The sequence below is a fragment of the Luteolibacter yonseiensis genome (genome assembly GCF_016595465.1).
In the GTDB taxonomy this organism is placed as follows: domain Bacteria; phylum Verrucomicrobiota; class Verrucomicrobiia; order Verrucomicrobiales; family Akkermansiaceae; genus Luteolibacter; species Luteolibacter yonseiensis.
The window spans coordinates 1087403-1104779 of record NZ_JAENIK010000011.1 but is presented as its reverse complement, the minus strand read 5'-3'; the positions used below and the strand labels follow the sequence as shown (position 1 = coordinate 1104779).

Genomic DNA, 17377 nt, shown 5'->3' with positions numbered 1-17377 from the left:
CTTGTCAAAGAGTGCTTCCGGAATATCTGCAAGTGGATCTCCGGCAAGGGTGGCGGCCACCTGCGGGAAAGCCCTCGGCTGTCCATGCAAATCGCATGTTTTACCGTGCTCGTTGCAACCGATCCACCACCCCGACTCCGGGGAGATAGGGTCGGCAAACTCCCGAATCCTCCTGTTTTCAAGGCTTTTCCGCATGTCATGGCCCCTCCGGCACAACGATTGCGATAGAGGAGCCGTCCGTGGACAGACCATGGACGGCTATTCCAACAACCAATACCATGAAGACGACCCATCGCACCCTTTGGATCTCCCTGATCCCCTTGCTCTCACCCATGACGGCTTCCGCGGAGCCGGAGGCGAAACCGGACAAGGTCACCAACCACCTCACCGCCGCCAAACCGATCGGCAGTGCCTGGCGCGCTTCGGAAGTCATCGGAACCTCCGTGAAAAACGCCAATGACGAGACCATCGGCGAGGTGAAGGATCTCGCCATCGATTTCAAAAACGGCGAGATCCTCGCGGTCATCGTCTCGTCCGGTGGCTTCCTCGGCATCGCGGACACCCTGAGTTCCCTGCCCACATCCGCCCTGCGCTATGATGTGGATGCCAAGGGCTTCAAGACAAAGCTCACCAAGGAGCAGTTGCAGAAGGCTCCGCAACACAAGTCCGGCGAAAACCCGGACTATTCGGACGCGACCGTTTCGCAGAAGCTCCGTGATTACCGCAACGCCATCGGCGGTGACGTGACCGCTGAAGACAACACCGCCAAAAACGAGGTGGACTCGGATGGAAAAACCACCACGCCCATCGACCAGGGCAACAGCGAGGCCGACATCGACACGACCAAGAACATCCGTTCGTCCGTGGTGGACTCGGACCTCTCGTTCAACGCCAAGAACATCAAGATCATCACCAAGGACGGAAAAGTCACCCTGCGGGGCGTCGTCGACTCGGCGGCCGAGCATGAGTCCGTGCTCAAGCTTGTTTACAGGCACGTGAACGAGAAACACGTCGATGATTCCCTCACCGTCAAATGACACGATTTTTCACCAAACCATAAACACCAACATCCCATTACCATGAGTCACAAATCCATCTACGCCATCGCCATTTCCGAAGGACAGGCCAACCAGATCCTCGACAGCCTCGTCAACGCGGGCTTCTCCACCAACGACATCTCCGTCCTGTTTCCGGACAAGGATTCCACCCACCAGTTCGCCCATGAAAAGCACACGAAGGCACCGGAAGGCGCGGTGGTGGGAGCAAGCGCGGGAGGAGTTGTAGGCGGCACACTCGGCCTGCTCGCCGGAATCGGCGCGCTTGCCATCCCGGGAGTGGGTCCGCTCATCGCGGCAGGTCCCTTGTTGGCAGCGCTAAGCGGCGTGGCTGCGGGCGCGACCGCAGGAGGTGTGGCCGGCGCGCTTGTCGGGCTCGGCACTCCTGAAATCGAGGCAAAGCGCTATGAAAACCGCATCGCGGAAGGCAATCTCCTGATCTCGGTGCACGCCGAAAATTCGGACGAGGTCGAAAAAGCGAAAGACGTTCTCAAGAACGCCGGAGCGGAAGACATCTCCGTCGCCTCGCTTGGCGAGGCCCCCACGGTCGGCAAATAATACCGCCGTTCCCAAAGAGCCACAGCCTCATGCAGCAGGCTGTGGCTTTTCCATGTCATATCCATCCGCCGGAAGGCTTCGACCATCCTCCGGCCACCTTCTTATCATCCATGCTCATCCAAGACTTCAAGGCATTCGCCTTCAAGGGCAACCTCATCGACATGGCCGTCGGCATCATCATCGGCGGCGCGTTCGGGACGGTGGTGAAATCCCTGGTGGACAATGTTTTCATGCCGCCTCTCGGAATCCTGACAGGCAGGGTGAATTTCAGCGCGAAATTCATCTCGCTGGACAACAAGCCATACGACAGCCTCACAAAAGCGAAGGAAGCGGGCGCGCCCGTGATCGCCTACGGCCAGTTCATCACGGATCTGATTTCCTTCGTCATTCTCGCGTTCGCGGTTTTCATCGTGACCAAGAAGGTCATCGGCGCGCTGAGAACGCACCACGAAACCGCCGCAGCCGCGCCCGCCCTCACGACCGACCAGAAGCTTCTCACCGAGATCCGCGACTGCCTGAAAGCGGGCCACCCCGGAAACGGAACCACAGGCGATACCGCAACCCTTTCATGATGAAAAAGCGCGCTCGACTGGATTCGAACCAGTGACCGTCCGCTTAGAAGGCGGATGCTCTATCCAACTGAGCTACGAGCGCTTGCGGGGAGTGTGGTAACAAGGTATTTCCATGAAGTCAAAAGTCTCGTGGAGGTTTTTACGCGGGTGGGGGTGATTTAGCGATTCCGGTTCCCGGATTTCCCGCTACGGTCCCGCCCATGCGCACCGCGGTTTATGCCGGTTCTTTTGATCCCCCTACGAACGGACATCTCTGGATGATCGAGCGGGGCTTGGAAATGTTCGACCGCCTGATCGTGGCGATCGGGAACAACCCGGCGAAATCGTATTCATTCACGGTGGAGGAACGCCTGGAGCTGCTGCGTGCCTCGACGGGATGCCCTGAACGTTTGGAAATCGCCCATTTCGACAACCGCTATCTGGTGGATTATGCGAAGAAGATGGATGCCAGCTACGTCCTGCGGGGCATCCGCTCGCCGAACGACTACGAGTATGAGCGGGTGATGCGCCACATCAACGCGGACATGGCACCGGAAATCACGACGGTCTTCCTGATGCCGCCACGGGACATCGCGGAGGTTTCATCAAACATGATCAAAGGCCTCACCGGGCCACGCGGCTGGGAGGACACGGTGCGGCGTTACGTGCCGAAGGCGGTCTTCGAAGCGTTGGCGGCCCGCGGGGGAGCGATGTGACAGGGAGGAACGGGAGTGCGAAACCCGCACCTCCCATCCCTCCCGTGAACGGTCACTTGAGGACCCTCGCGCGGATGAAATCCTTGGGATCGGCGGCGACCGTTCCCGGCGTGCGGAAGGTTCGGTAGGTCCAGTCGTCATCCAAATCGGGCAGATCCGCCGAGAGGGCCGGCACGACCTCGGTGATGATCATGGTTTCCCAATCCGAGAGTTCGTCCGATCCTTGGATCGTATAGGTCAGCCCGGCGATGGCTGCTGATTTCGAGGTATCGCCGGTGAATGCGGCTCCCACCCTCACCGGCAGGGTGTAGGTGAGGGCGTTTTCCCCGCCGACCACCGCAACGGCCGAGCGGGTCTTGCCCGAGGCCGTGCTGCTGATCGGGCTGCCATTGAGCGCGAACTCCAGCAGGTTGCTCTGGCCGTCGTGATCGGGATCGGCGGAAGGCAGCGCATCATTGCCGGTCAGACCAAAGCCTGCGGACCACGCGACGAACGGATCCGAGACGGGAACGAAGATTTTCCCCGTGCCGGTGATCTGTGGGATGATGTGCTGCGCTCCTGATCCGCTGCCGCCGTAGGTCCCCGAGGCCTGGCTGACACCGTCGATTTGAAAATCGCTGACGGTGTCGGTTCCGGTGTGGGTCAGGTTGAGAAACGCCCCCGTCGCCACATTCAGCGCCGCGGTGTCGCTGAGGACATCGTCGGTCGGTAGCCGGAGGGTTCCTTCCTCGACCGTGGTGGATCCGGTGTAGGCGTTCGCCCCCGCGAGGGTGACGATGCCCGTCCCGGTTTTCGTCAGCGAGCCCGCTCCGGTGAACGCCCCACCGAAGTTGATGTCATGCGGCGCGCCGGAGGCATCGGCCGCCTTGATGACGATTCCCCCTTCCAGACTGACCGGTATCGCCGTGCCCCACGCACCCGCCGCCCCGAGCAATCCGGAGGTCAGCCGGATGCTGCTGGTGAAGACCGGCGCTTCCTGCACCAGTCCTCCGCTTCCGAGGTAAAGTTCCCCACCCTTCAGCCACACCACACCCGTGCCGGAGGTACCCGACGCCGCGCCGAAGGCCACGCGCTGGAGGGTGGAGACGCCGCCCGAGAACTTCAACATCGCCTTGTTCGCCGAGGTCGCGTGCGGACTGAGCACCACACCCGTCACCGCCTCCGAAGAGGTGAACGTGCCGCCGGAAACCTGGAGCAACGACCAGCGGTCGTTCGCCGCGTTGCCGACGGTGATGACACCGGCCACCGTGGTGTCTCCACCGGAGAACAGGGCGGAGGAACCGGAGTTCGAAGTGCTGATGGTAAGCAGGCCGCTGATATTCGCGGTACCGCCGGAGACGACGAAGCCGTCGACCACCGCGGCATCCGCCTCGGTGTAGGTGGTGGCGTTCGATGATGGTCCGGCGGGCAGGTTGTTGAAATTCCGCGTCCGCTGGAGGATGACATCCGTGGCGGTGAAGGTGCCATTTTCGACAGAGATGAGTGTCCCGTCACTCGTCCCGGTGCGGACACCGCCGTTGAACGCGGCGCTCCCCGCCACCAGGTTGAAACCGGACGCAAGGACGAATCCCCGGGAATCAATGGTGCTCTGGGCGCTGGATGAGAAGGTGCCGCCATTGACCAGGAAACGGGTCGTCGTTCCCATGTTCAACGCGGTGGTGGCGATTTTTCCGGTCCCTGACAATTCCAACACACCACCCCCGGCGTTCATTCCGGTCGCTCCGGCATAGGTGTTCGCATTGTCCAGAACGAGGGCTCCCGCCCCTGCCTTGATGAACGATCCCGTGCCGGACAGCACGCCCGAGTAGTTGCCGGAACCACCCGCGCCGCCAACGGTGAGGGCGACAGGATTCAGCAGGTCGTCCTGAAGCGCCAGATCCTTGGTCCCGGTGAAACCACCGATGGTGGCCGCGCTGATACCGCTGAACAACAGCGAGCCGGTGTTGTAGTCCAGCGAGGTGTTCTGGAGCGCCAGCGAATTCCCGAGGATCAGCGAGCCCGCCTGCAGGTCCGTCGGTCCGGAATAGGTGTTGCTCCCGGCAAGGGTCAGCGTGTTCGAGGCCAGTTTGGTGAGCGTGCCCGTGCCGCTGATGCTGCCGTCCAGGGTGAAGTCCGTGCTCCGGTTGATGACCAGTTCCGTGTTGTTCAGGATGGTGCCGGAGATGAATCCATCCGCACCGCCATTGCCGAGCTGGAGCGTGCCGGCGAGAATGGAGGTGCCTCCGAAATAGGTGTTTTCCCCGGCTAGGACCAGCGTGCCGTCCCCCGTCTTCTGGAGTCCCCCGTTCCCGCCTTCACCGAGACTGTTCGAGATGAGGACCGTGTTGGAATCCGTATCGAAGGTGATGAGGCCGTCCACGAGACGGACCGTGCGTCCGCCGCTGGTGATGTCCTCGGTGTTGCCCGGATTCCAGACAAGCGCCGTTTGATCCAGTGAGATGTTTCCCGCCCCCAGACCGGCCGGGCCGAAACGGGTGGTGCCGCCGGTGAGGCTGATTTCCCCGGTGAATGTGTTGGCGCCGTTGAGGAAAAGATCTCCGGAACCGGTCTTCGTCACACTCTTCCCCGTGCCGGAGACGATTCCGCCAAGTGTCAGGGATCCACCGGATGGTGGCACCGAAATCGACAGATGGTTGTTCAGAACAAGCGGTGTGTTGATGGAATGCGTGCCGGAGTTCACCAGTATGCTGGCATTGACGGAACCATTCGCCAGGGTGAGGGAACCACCCGAACCGGGATTGATGGTGTAGCCGTTCGGAATGCTGGTGAAGATGAGGTTTCCCGCGGTCTTGGCACCGTCAAGGGTGACGGTGGCGGGAGCGGAAAGCGGTGTGATGAAATTCACCACAGCCTGTGAGACGTTCGGCACCGTTCCGTTCCAGTTCGCGGCATTCCCCCATGATCCTCCTCCATTGGTGATCCAGTTGCGGTTCACCCCGGTGTCGATGATGGTCAGTTTCACGAAGCCGCCGGATGCGGAAAAGGAGTAACCCTTGCCCGGTTGGGGATTCCCCACCGCCAGATTGGTCGCGGCACCGCCAAGCGTCCCCGAATATTGGAAGAGATTGTAAGTCCCCGGCACGCCGGAGAAGGGCGTGCCGAGATTCGTCCCTTCCTGGTAGAGATTCACGATCCCGCCGTTGACCAGGAGTCCGCCTCCGTTCGTGACATTGACCAGGTCGTTTCCCGTGCCGAATTCCACGTTGGTCACCGATCCCGCCTCCAGATCAAGCGAACCGACGGTGAGGGTGCCCACCGCGCTGTTTCCCGGAGAGACAATCGAGCCGCTGGTGGTCGTCACCGCACCTCCGATGGTTCCAGTACCTCCCACTCCGCCGGCGGCGTTCACCGTCACCGCGCCACTGGTCGCGGAACCGGTGGTGTTGTTCGCAAGCAGGAGTCCGCCATCGACGGTGGTCCCCCCTGACCAACCCGCGGGCTGGGTCAGGGCGAGTGATCCCGCCCCCGCCTTGGTAAAGCCCCCGCTGCCGCCGTTTCCAACGGCGTTGGCAAAGGTGATGTTTCGACCGTTCGTGTCAAAGGTGGCTCCTCCGGCTCCGATGGCGACCGCCCTGCCGGAGGGATCGATATCACCCAGGAACTTGAAGGTGCCTCCGTTGATGTTGAGCGAGGTTCCTCCCCCCAGATTGGCGAGAGCCGTCACGCCGAGCGTGCCGCCGCTGATGTTCACCGCGCCAGTGAAGGTGCTGACCGATGTGGTCAGATCAAGCTCTCCCGGTCCGAGCTGGGTGAGATTTCCCGTGCCGGAGATATTGTGGATCAGGGTCACCGTGTCCGACCGGTTGAAGACCAGTTCCGCGTTGTTGGTGATGTCGCCGCCGCCCACGAATCCGACGGTGCCGCCGTTGCCCACCTGGATGGTCCCCTCGTGGATGACGGTGCCGGATCTGTAGCCGTTCGCACCGGTCAGAATGAGCCTGCCGGGGCCGGATTTCACCAGCACGCCCGTGCTGGAACTGCTGTTTCCGATGATCGCGGCGATGGTGAAATCATTCGGACTGTTCTGGATCACGTTGAACGTGTGAGCCGCGCCGCCCGACGAACGGTTGGGACGGATGAAGGCGTTCGTCCGGCCGTTGCCACCGATCGAGCTGGCGGCCGCGTTGGCGGTCACGAGGATGCCGCCGATGGTCGAGGTCCGGCTGGTGTTGCTGTTGGCCACGTCCACATTGTAAGAGGTCGCCGAGTCGAACCGGAGGGCGCTGATCAGCGCGGTGGAGGTGATGGCTCCGATGTTTCCCTGGATATCATTGATCACCCCCGTCGTGATGGTTGCCGTCGCCGGGGTATAAGTGGCGGCGATGACGTTTCCCGTGGCATTCAGCGCGGCCCAGTCATTCGAGCCAAACGTGCCCCATGCGTTGTTCTGCGCGTCCACCAGCAGATTGGACGCTGCCGCGCCCAGCTTGATGGAACCCGTCGTTCCGAACTGGACAACCCCGGCGGTCGACACCGCCTTGGCGGGGATCGCTTCGGTGGTGATCGAATGTCCCGGGATCACGTTCCAATATTGTTTGCCGGCGCCGATGGCCACCGGAGAATTGAGGACAAGGTCCTGGGTGGCTGAAGACATGTCGATGCCGCCTCCCGCGAGCGTGAGGGTGAAACCGGCGAGCGTCGTGACGGGACCCGCCGGATTGGTGAGGCTGATGCCACGGATGGTGCGGGCCGCCTCGAGGTTGATGGCCCCGAGATTCAAGGTGGAGGACACGTCGAAATTCACCGTTTCCGTGGTGCCGGGCAATGCTCCCTCCACCCAGTTGGTCGTCGTAGACCAGTTGGCATTGGTCGCGCCGGACCATGTTTTGGCGGCTTGGAGCGGTGACATCGTGAACAACGAACTTGCGGTGACAACGATGGAGGGAATGAAAAACGGCAGGGTTTTTGTCTTCATTTCAGGTTTTTGGGTTTGGGGATAAATTCGGGAGGCATGACTGCTGATCCCTCTTTTACACCTGCCATTTACCGGTTGGCCCGAAATGGGTCCACTACCCCAAGGGAGGTAGTTCACGGATAAAACAATACCGCCCCGGTCGAGCGAGACGACCGGGGCGGCAGACAACGAAGGTTTCACTTCGGGAGGTTCCGGGCGGATGACAAGCCCGAACCATCCCCCGCTTCCACCGTCACTTCACAGCATGGATGCGGCCGAAGAGCCGTCCTCCGGCCTCGCGGCCCGCGCGGGGGATCTTCACCACGACCGTATCCAGCGCGGCGGTCGGAACATCTTCCGAGACATCCACCGCAGGCAGGGCGTCGACGGGACCGACGGTGATGAAGTCGGTCCACGTCACCATGTCGGCGGACCACTGGACTTTCAGGACCACATCGCTTTCCGAAAGGTCGGAACGGCGGAAGGTGAGCGTGAGGTCGGTGGCGTCCAAAGCCTGTGCCGGAAGGATGGAGGTGTCGGACGCTCCCGTTCCGGCCGGAATGCCACCGAGGACATATTCCAGGAGATTGGAAATTCCGTCCGCATCAGGATCGAGGCCGGCGCCATCGTTCACCCCCACGCTGAGGCCGTTGGCCGGGTCACCCGTCCAGGATGAATACCCCACGGAGACCAGGCCGAGCAAGCCTGTCGCCTGGTCGAACGTCCAGGTTTTCCCTCCGTCCACCTTGGTCCAGGTGGTCCCGGACCGCGTGAAGCCGTCCACGGAGAAGGTCGGACCATAGGTCTCATCCAGCAGCGCCACGTCCACCAGAAGCCATGAATTGCCGCTGGTTGTGTTCGCCGTGGCCAGATCGATATTGAACGCCCCGTTCAAGACGACGGTTCCCGAACCCGTGATCTTGTTGGAAACGCCGTTGGCTCCCGGGACGAAACGCAGATGCCCGGTGGCCGCGAGTTCCAAGCTTCCTCCGTTCACCGTCGTCGAACCCGTGTAGGTGTTCGTGCCGGACAAGGTCAGCGTGCCGGTACCTGTTTTCGTCAGCGCGTTGTTGCCGTTGATCTGTCCCGCGAAGGTGCTGCTGCCATTCAGCGCTCCGACGCTCAGCGTGCCGGTTCCAGCGGTAGCCCCGGCGAATCCGGCGGTCGGCGAAGAACCTGACAACGCGCCAAAGAAATAGATGTTCCCGCCGCTGTTCGTGACCGGTTGCAGGAAAGCGCTTCCCCCCACATCCACCGAGCAGTTCGCGAAGCTGTTCGTATCGAAAGTTCCGCTGTTGTTCAACATGCGGGCGGTGCCGGTCCCGGCGAAGTTCACCTGACCGGTGAAGCCCACCCAGCTGTTGTTGAGGTCGTCCCGGGTGACCGTGGTGTTGAGATTGACGTTCAGCGTCCCTCCGCCGGTGACCACCGCGGTGCTGCCGAGACTCATCCGGTTGTTCATGTTGATGGTCCCCACCTGGCCCACGGGGACCGAGATCGGATTGCCGAAGCCATAGGAGAAGTTGTTGCCGTAGTTGTTCTGCAGGGTCCCTCCCTGGAAGGTGACGGTTCCGGGTCCGAGGAAGGAATCCCTGTTCACGGCGAGCACACCCGCACTGATCACCGTGCCACCGCTGTAGGTGTTCGGATTGGGATTGATGGCACCGAGCGACAGGGTGCCGCTTCCGCTCTTGTTCAGCGTGCCGCTTCCCGTGATCGCGCCGCCAAGCGTATAGGTCACGGAAGGATCCACGGAGAACGTGCTGTTCACGCTGCCCAGTGTCACGCCTCGCGAGCTGTTGAAACCCGCGGTTGCCTGGACCACCGCGTTATTGAGGACCAGCGGGCCGGTCGTGCTTCCCAGGCTGTTGGCGTTGCTGACCTGTACGATGCCGCCATTGACCACGGTCCCGCCGCTGTACGAGTTGGCCCCGGTCAGGGCCAGGGTCCCGGCGTCGACCTTGTTGAGGGTTCCCATGCTTTCCCCATCGGTGATCTGGCCGCTGATGGTGAAGCTCTTTCCGGCGGCGACCGATACCTTGCTGGTGCTGTCCGTGAGGTTGAAAAGCGCCGTGCTGGTGATGTCCTCCGCAGCCCTCAGGGTGCCTGTATGGATGGTCGTCGTGCCGAAGATGTCTCCCAGACTTTCCGCGCTGTTGATCTGGAGCGTGCCGCCATTGATGACTGTTCCGTTGGTGAAGGTATTCACCCCGTTGAGCACAAGAGTGCCCGGACCTTCCTTGAGCAAGGGCGATCCGTCACCACTGATCGCACCTCCCACCGTCAGTGTGTCGCCCGGATTGATGACCGCGAAGGTCGCGGCGAAGCCAGACCCGTCGGTTGTCAGCGTCAGGGGTGAATTGATGGTATGGTTGCCGGAGGTGTCCGTCACGAAAGCACCCGTCGAACCGTTCTTCAGGGTGATGTTCGCGCCGCTTCCTCCGGCCAGGATATAGCTCCTGCCATTCGCCACACCATTGAAGGCGAGGGTTCCCGCGGTAAAGGATCCGTTCACCGTGATGGTGCGGTCCGCCGTGATCTCTGTCCCGCCACCGCCGAAGCCGACGAAGGCCCCCGTGCCGTTGGGCGCGGTGGCCGGCGTCCAGTTGGCGTTCGTGCTCCAGTTGCCATCCGCATTCGTGTTCCAGAACGTCTGCACCGCCCCGCTGTTCGCCACCGTGAGTGTCACGAATCCTCCGCTGGCGCCGAAGGTGTAGGTCTTGGTGACCGACTTGTTCAGTCCGTTGACCGAGAGCGAACCGGGCAGGCCGTTGAGCGTGCCGCTGTAACCGATCAGATTGTAAACTCCGTTCGTGGTGAACGGCCCGGACCCGCCGTTGATGTTCACCTGGCCTCCGCTGATGATGAGTCCGCCGCTGCCAGTGACCACGACCTTGTCGAGCGTCGTGGTGTTGGTGATGCCGATGTCGAGCTGGGATCCGGACTCCAGCGCAAGCGAACCCACGGTGAGGGTTCCGATCGCCGCATTGCCACCGTCGCCCGGAGCGAGATGCATGTTGTTTCCGACGGAGACGGCTCCCGAGATGCTTCCGTTGCCGGAAAGCGTTGTTCCCGCGCTCCCGCCCACGGGGGTGTTGCCGAGGCTGCCCGTAATGTTGAGCGTGCCGCTGCTGACAAGAGTCGTATCGGTATAAGAACTGACGCCCGCGAGATTCAGGACTCCGGCTCCGGTTTTTGTGAGGCCCAATGCCCCGGCAGCGCCATCCTGCAACTGCCCCGCGAAAGTGTTCGAACCCGAAATGTTGGCCGTCAGCGTGGAAATCCCTTCCCCACCATGGCCCACCGCTCCGGAACCGGTCAACGATGTCAGGGCGAGCCCCTGGGACGACGCCAGCAACCTAGCGCCGCCGGCGACATTCACGCTGCCCAGTGTTCCCAGCGATGTCGGGGCCCCGGCCTGCAAGGTGCCGGAATCCACCGACCAGGTTCCGGCGTAATTGCTGGCGAAGGCCTGGACAACCGTCCCCGGACCCGCGACGTGCACGACCGAATCCCCGGCCCCTCCGGTGAGTTCATTGTCACCATTGCCGATCGTGAAAACATCTCCGGATGCGGCGGTGGAAAGCGTAACGCTGGCCGCGGCGGTGGCGGCCACCCGGATACGGCCGTTCGTCGCGGAGGTTCCCGCACCACGGATCGCCCCGCCATTCAGGTTCAGAGAGACGCCGTTGTCGATGGTCACGCCGTTGCGGATCTCCAACACGCCGCCATTGATGGTCGCCGCCTGGGCGTTCGCGGTGGCGTTTGTCCCGAGTGCGGCATTACCGGCCGCGGCCAGCACACCATCGCTGACGATGACGCCGCCTCCGGGGGCGAAGGCATTGGTTCCGGAGAAAACCCAGGTGCCGGGATCGGCTTTCGTGAGGGTGCTGGTGATGCCTGCCGTCTGGGTGAGAACGATGTTTCCGCTGACCGTATTCTCACCCGTGTTGCTTCCCCTCAGCGTGGCAAGAGTGCCACGTCCGGAGTTCGGAGCATTCAGGATGCCTCCAGCCAGTGTCAGGGTGGCACCGCTGGTGGTCGAATTGTTTTGAATGGTGAATCCGCCGTTCGTGCTCGACGGAAGGTGGAGCGCGACCGGGGCGTTGATGGTCTGCCCGTGGATGACGGACGCGGTCACGTCGAGAATGGTGAGGTTGTTCCCGAAAGTCAGTGTGGGAGACCCGCTCGCCGCGCCGATGTGGTGGGATTCGACGCCCGCGGTATCGAACAGGATACGGCCGATCATGCGGTTCGTCTCCGTGATGATCGGATTGCCCGCGCTGCCCGCGAGGGTTGTCGCATTGATCGCGGAATTGAAGGTCGCCACATCCGTGGTGTTGGTGCTGTTGGCGGTATAGATGATCCCCGGGGCACCGGTGTTCGACACCCAGTTGGTGACGGTCGCCCAATTCGCATCGGTTTCCCCATCCCAGGTCTGGCTGGCGGCGGAAGCGTGGTTGGAGGTGACGATCGAAAAGACCGCGGTAATGACGGTGGCGGAGAAGAGGAGACGGGGATTGCGGGGCTTCATTGGGGTTTTTGGAAATAGGGAAATGACGACCGACGGAACACACGGGTATTCCCTCGTTTACGATTCCAATCTCGCCGCCATGCCGCGGGGCGTCCACTAACCCAAGGGGAGTAGAATCGAAACACGTTCGTTGCCAGACATCCGCACGCCTGTCATAAAAAGCAAAAACATGAATTCCATATCTCACGTTTCCCGCTTCCGCATATCCATGCTTTTCTTCATCACCGGCCTGGTCATCAGCGGCGTTACCGCTTTCCCGCTGCTGATGGAATTGAGATTCCTGTCAGACCTTCTCGGCGTGGGTTCCGCCACCTCGTCCGATGGACACACCGGCCTTGCTTTCTGGATCCTGACCGTGCGTCTTGGATTGGAAGCCACCTATTCGGATTATCCGTGGATCGGCTATGGAACGGATTGGCTGGCGTTCGGCCATCTCGTCATCGCCGGATTTTTCATCGGCCCGATGATTGATCCGCGCACCAGCCGTTCCGCGATCCTTACCGGCATCACGGCATGCGTGGCGGTCATCCCGCTGGCCATGATCTGCGGGCCCCATCCGCGGGATCCCGTTCTACTGGCGGCTCATCGATTGTTCGTTCGGCATCATCGGAATCATCCCGCTGCTTTACTGTCTCAGACAGCTCAAGTTGATGGAAGCAGGGAAATGAAAGGGCCGCGGCAGGAATATCCCGCCGCGGCCTGTTGATTGATCCGACGATCAGCGCAGGAACGCTTCGTGCAGGCCGCCGTCCACGGTGACGATCTGGCCCGTCGTCTTGCTGAGGCGCTGCGTCACCAGCAGGAAATATGCCTCCGCTTGGTCGGCGGGAGTGATCGGCGCCTTGGTGAGCGTGCGGTCCGCATAGAACTGGGCGAGCTTGGACACGAGGGATTCGGTCGCCTCGTCATCCGTGTAAGGGATGGCGTATTTGGCGAGCGATCCGATGACGCGGTCCCTGGGGAACATCGCGGACCCCTGGACGACCGTGGCGGGCGCCACGCCGTTCACGCGGACAAGCGGAGCGAGTTCGATGGCGAGCTCGCGGACGAGGTGGTTCGCAGCGGCCTTGGATGTGTCATAGGCGAGCGATCCCTTTTTCGCGACGGCGGCGTTGGCGGAGGTCGTGAGGACGAGGTTGCCCTTGAGTCCTTGTTCCTTCCAGGTCTTGAACGCCTCATCGGCGACGAAATAGCTGCCCGTGACATTGATTCCGAAAGTGAGCGCCCACTTGTCGTCCGGGATGTGGCCCGAGGTATCGCTCGGCACGAAAATACCGGCGGTGACGCAGATGCTGTCGAAGCCCCCGTAGGCGATGGCCACATCGTCCAGCATGCGGCGGATGGACGCGCGGTCGGTGATGTTCGCTGCGAGACCGATGGCCGGACCACAATCGGAAAGTCCGGTGCCCGCGACGCCGATGCCCACACCATACTTGTCGGTGATTTCCCTGGCTGTGCCTTTCGCGGCGTCTTCATTGAGATCCACGCACACGATGTGCGCGCCCTCCTTCACCAAACGGTGCGCGGTTTCCTTCCCGATTCCGGAACCCGCGCCGACGACGATGACCACCTGGCGGGCCAGCTCCTTTTCCGCAGGCATGCGCTTGAGCTTCGCTTCCTCCAGCAACCAGTATTCGATGTCGAAAGCCTCCTGCTGAGGCAGGGAGATATAGGTATCGATGGCTTCCGCACCACGCATCACCTCGACCGCGCAGTTATAGAATTCCGCCGTGACGCGGGACTCGGACTTGTCCTTGCCCCAGGCGATCATGCCGATGCCGGGGATGAGCACGACCGTGGGATTCGCATCGCGCATCGCGGGCGAATTGTCATGTTTGCAGAGGGAATAATACTCCGCGTAATCCTCACGATAGGCCTCCAAACCGGCGGCCAGTTTGTTCTTCAGGGTGGCGGCGTCTTCGGTCTGTGGGTTCCAGTCCACATAGAGCGGCTTGATCTTGGTGCGGAGGAAATGATCCGGGCAGCTCGTGCCAAGTCCGGCGAGGCGGACGGCGTCGTTGGAGTTCACGAAGCGCAGGATCTTCTCGTCGTCCTGCACGGTGCCGATGAAACGCTTCTGCTGGGAAACCTGGCCACGCAGCCATGGCAGGATGGCGACGAGGGTCTCGCGGCGTTGCTCCGGTGTCAGCGTTTGATATTTCGCACCACCGAACGCGGTGGCATCCCCGCCCTTCGCATCGTACTTCGCCTCGATGAACGCGGCCGCTTTTTCGATACAGTCGAGCGTGTATCCATAACAGGCCTTTTCATCGTCATCCCATGAGATGAAACCGTGCTGGCCCATCATGATGGATCTGACGTCCGGATTGTTCGCCACGATTTCCTGCATCGCGAGACCCAGTTCGAATCCGGGGCGCATCCAGGGCACATAGCCCATCTCGCCGCCGAAGATCTCCTTCGTGAGCGCTTCGCAGTTCTGCGAGGCGGCGATGGCGATGATCGCGTTCGGGTGCATGTGATCGACGAACTTCGCCGGAATGAAACTGTGCAGCGGCGTGTCGATGGAGGACGCGCGCGGGTTCAGGTTGAAGGTGGCGTGGGTGTACATGCCGACCATTTCGTCCTCGGCGGGAGACTTGAGCCCCTTGTCCTCGCGGGCGCCGTAAAGGTTCTGGAGATCGAGCAGCTTCTGCTGGTAGAGGGACGAGAAGTTTTCACGGGTGCTGGTGCGGAGGTCTCCGCCGGAGCCTTTCACCCACAGCACTTCAACCGGCTGCCCGGTGAGAGGATCGGTTTCCGTCGCCTTGGAAGAGGTGTTTCCACCACCGGTGTTGGTGATGCGCTGGTCGCTTCCCAGAAGGTTCGAGCGGTAGGCGAGGCGGTCGACCGCATTGAGGGGGGCGGCTTTCGCATCGTCCCAAAGGTAGTTCACGTATTTGTAGGATTTCATGTGATTCAGGTTTGAGCCGCTTGGCGTGAGGCGGCTTTGTTTTTATGGGAATTCATTGACAAGTCAAACCATTTCCCAATCATTCCCAAGCAAACAAAGAAATAACCGAATCATGCTTGCCATTGATCGCCAACGCCGAATCCTCGAACTCCTCCAAGCCAGCGGCTCCCTGCGCACCATTGAGACCGCGGCGGAATTGGGCGTGACGGACGAGACCGTTCGGAAAGACTTCGAGTTGCTCGAGAAACGCGGCGAACTGATGCGCACTCACGGCGGAGCCAGCCGTCCGGAAAAGAACCAGGGCGAGCTGCCGTTCACCGAACGTCAGGCCGTCCGCCGTGAGGAGAAGCGCATCATCGCGCGCCTCGCCGCAAGCCGCATCCAGGCGAATGAAACCATCTTTCTGGATGCGAGCTCCACCGTTCTGACACTCACCGAGTTCCTGCCCGATCTGCCACTCACGATCCTGACCAACGCGCTCAATGTTTTCACCGCGCTGTCGGACAGGCCGAACATCGACCTCATCTGCACCGGCGGCCTGTTCGATCCCAAGTCCCGCTCGTTCATCGGCCTGACAGCGGAAAAATCCCTGCAACGTTACAACATCCACCGCATGTTCTTCTCCGGGAACGGCATCCATCCCGAGCGTGGCATCAGCGAGAGCAACGCCCGGCAGGCGGCTTTCAAGGAACGGGTCGTGGAGAATGCGGAGGATGTCGTATTCCTGGCAGACCACTCCAAACTGGGGAAAAAGTCGGCGTTTTTCTTCGCGGACGTGGCGCACTTGGACTGCCTTGTCACCGACCCCGCCGCCGATCCCGATTTCATCCGCCAGCTCCGGGAATCCGGAGTGGAGGTCATGCAGGGCGATTGATTTTTTTACTTCAAGGCCGCTTCCATCACCGGATCCTTCCATTCCTCGATGACCTTCCGCTCGTCGGGCGCGAGCGAGTTGATCTGGCAGCGTTTCACGAAATTCGTCCGGCTGGTATCGTCGATCTTCACCACCACATCCGGCGTGATACCCTTGTGATGAGGAGTATTCCCCGACGGAGTATGATAGGTCGCGATGGTGAGGCGCAGCGCGGTGCCGCCCCCCATGGGGATGATGTTCTGCACCGACCCCTTGCCGTAACTCAGCTCTCCTACGATTCTCGCACGCTTCAGGTCCTGGAGCGCGCCTGCCGTGAGCTCGGAAGCCGAGGCGGACATCCGGTCGATGAGCACCGTCACGGGGTATTCACGCTTGCGGCGCTGCCTGTCCGGAGTCCGCATCGGCTCCGATTCCCCTTCCCGCCCCCGGGTGGTGACGACAGCGGTGTCCGGCGGCAGAAAAAGGCCGAGGATTTTCACGGTTTCGTCCAGGCTGCCTCCGCCGTTCTCCCGGAGGTCGAAGATGAGGGATTTCATGCCGTTGTCTTCCAGCTCATCAAGCGCCGCTTCCATCTCGCGGGCGCAACCGCCGCCGAAGGTGGCGAGCCGGACGTAACCGACGCCCGCCTCCTTGTTCCACATCTTCGTCTCCGCGACGGATCGCTGGTCCACCACGCGATGCACCAGTTTCACTTCAAGAGGCTGGGGCGCGGCGGGGGATTTCACAAGCAGCCTGCTGGTTTCCCCACCATGGCCATGGAGCTGGCCCAGAAGATCAGACAAATCCACCCCCTGCGTTTTCCGCCCGTTGATTTCCAAAAGTCCCGATCCCGGAAGCACTCCCGCCCCCGCCGCCGCACCCAGTGGAGCAACGGAGGAGATGTAAGGCCCGTCGTCACGCAGGCCCAGCGTGATTCCGAGTGATGGCAATTCGGGATTCAGGTCTTTGTCCGTCTCCATCTGCCGCGCCATTTCCGGATGGATGAACGAAGAATGCGGATCGAGACTGCCGAGCATCCCTTCCAAGGCGTGGTTGACGAGTCGTTCGTAGGCGAGCTTGTCCACGTCCGGGTGGCGTTTGCGAACCGCCTCCAGAACCTCCACAAAGCGCTCGATGGCAGGATAGGCGGCTTCGTCGGCATCAGGCGGGACGGAAGATCCCGCGAAGGCGAGCGAACTGATTCCGCAGAGCAGGCAGACGAATTTCATGCGGCAGCGGTAACATTTGCGTGAGGCGGAGACAGAGAAAAATCGCCCGCCAAGAGAGTGATAATCAGTTTGTGAA

At 61.6% G+C, this 17377-nt stretch carries 10 protein-coding genes and 1 tRNA gene; 6 read left to right on the top strand and 5 right to left on the bottom strand.

What is annotated here, in order from left to right; all coding sequences use genetic code 11:
* The first annotated feature begins 278 nt into the window (after positions 1 to 278).
* The 3 genes from JIN84_RS14395 (at position 279) to mscL (ending at position 2185) form a co-directional block, all read left to right on the top strand.
* Positions 279 to 1037 (top strand): PRC-barrel domain-containing protein, encoded by a 759-nt coding sequence (locus JIN84_RS14395; RefSeq protein WP_200351737.1) that lies wholly within the window; start codon positions 279 to 281, stop codon positions 1035 to 1037.
* 42 nt (positions 1038 to 1079) lie between these two features.
* The gene (locus JIN84_RS14390; protein ID WP_200351736.1) at positions 1080 to 1613 is read left to right on the top strand and encodes a DUF3341 domain-containing protein; all 534 of its coding nucleotides are present in this window, start codon (positions 1080 to 1082) and stop codon (positions 1611 to 1613) included.
* Positions 1614 to 1723: 110 nt separating this feature from the next.
* On the top strand, positions 1724 to 2185 hold the full coding sequence (mscL, locus tag JIN84_RS14385) for a large conductance mechanosensitive channel protein MscL (protein ID WP_200351735.1): 462 nt from the start codon (positions 1724 to 1726) through the stop codon (positions 2183 to 2185).
* Positions 2186 to 2193: 8 nt separating this feature from the next.
* Here the strand turns inward: mscL and JIN84_RS14380 are convergent.
* A tRNA-Arg gene (locus tag JIN84_RS14380) sits at positions 2194 to 2267 on the bottom strand.
* Positions 2268 to 2385: 118 nt separating this feature from the next.
* Here JIN84_RS14380 and coaD point away from each other — a divergent pair.
* Complete coding sequence (coaD, locus tag JIN84_RS14375; RefSeq protein WP_200351734.1) at positions 2386 to 2880, top strand: pantetheine-phosphate adenylyltransferase; 495 nt, start codon at positions 2386 to 2388, stop codon at positions 2878 to 2880.
* A gap of 52 nt (positions 2881 to 2932) precedes the next feature.
* Here the strand turns inward: coaD and JIN84_RS14370 are convergent, their stop codons facing one another.
* Together JIN84_RS14370 and JIN84_RS14365 are read right to left on the bottom strand one after the other, a co-directional pair.
* Positions 2933 to 7795, bottom strand: coding sequence for a beta strand repeat-containing protein (locus tag JIN84_RS14370; RefSeq protein WP_200351733.1), 4863 nt, complete (start codon positions 7793 to 7795; stop codon positions 2933 to 2935).
* 232 nt (positions 7796 to 8027) lie between these two features.
* Positions 8028 to 12308: a beta strand repeat-containing protein gene (locus tag JIN84_RS14365; protein ID WP_200351732.1), complete on the bottom strand. Its 4281-nt coding sequence runs from the start codon at positions 12306 to 12308 to the stop codon at positions 8028 to 8030.
* Between the two features lie 208 nt (positions 12309 to 12516).
* Between JIN84_RS14365 and JIN84_RS14360 the strand changes: the two genes are divergently transcribed.
* On the top strand, positions 12517 to 13014 hold the full coding sequence (locus tag JIN84_RS14360) for a hypothetical protein (RefSeq protein ID WP_200351731.1): 498 nt from the start codon (positions 12517 to 12519) through the stop codon (positions 13012 to 13014).
* A gap of 12 nt (positions 13015 to 13026) precedes the next feature.
* Here JIN84_RS14360 and JIN84_RS14355 read toward each other — a convergent pair whose 3' ends face one another.
* On the bottom strand, positions 13027 to 15219 hold the full coding sequence (locus JIN84_RS14355; protein ID WP_200351730.1) for a bifunctional rhamnulose-1-phosphate aldolase/short-chain dehydrogenase: 2193 nt from the start codon (positions 15217 to 15219) through the stop codon (positions 13027 to 13029).
* Positions 15220 to 15331: 112 nt separating this feature from the next.
* On the opposite strand from JIN84_RS14355, the gene JIN84_RS14350 reads away from it, so the two are divergent.
* Positions 15332 to 16093 (top strand): DeoR/GlpR family DNA-binding transcription regulator, encoded by a 762-nt coding sequence (locus JIN84_RS14350; protein WP_200351729.1) that lies wholly within the window; start codon positions 15332 to 15334, stop codon positions 16091 to 16093.
* Between the two features lie 5 nt (positions 16094 to 16098).
* Here the strand turns inward: JIN84_RS14350 and JIN84_RS14345 are convergent, their stop codons facing one another.
* Complete coding sequence (locus JIN84_RS14345; protein ID WP_200351728.1) at positions 16099 to 17301, bottom strand: S41 family peptidase; 1203 nt, start codon at positions 17299 to 17301, stop codon at positions 16099 to 16101.
* Between the last annotated feature and the right edge of the window lie 76 nt (positions 17302 to 17377).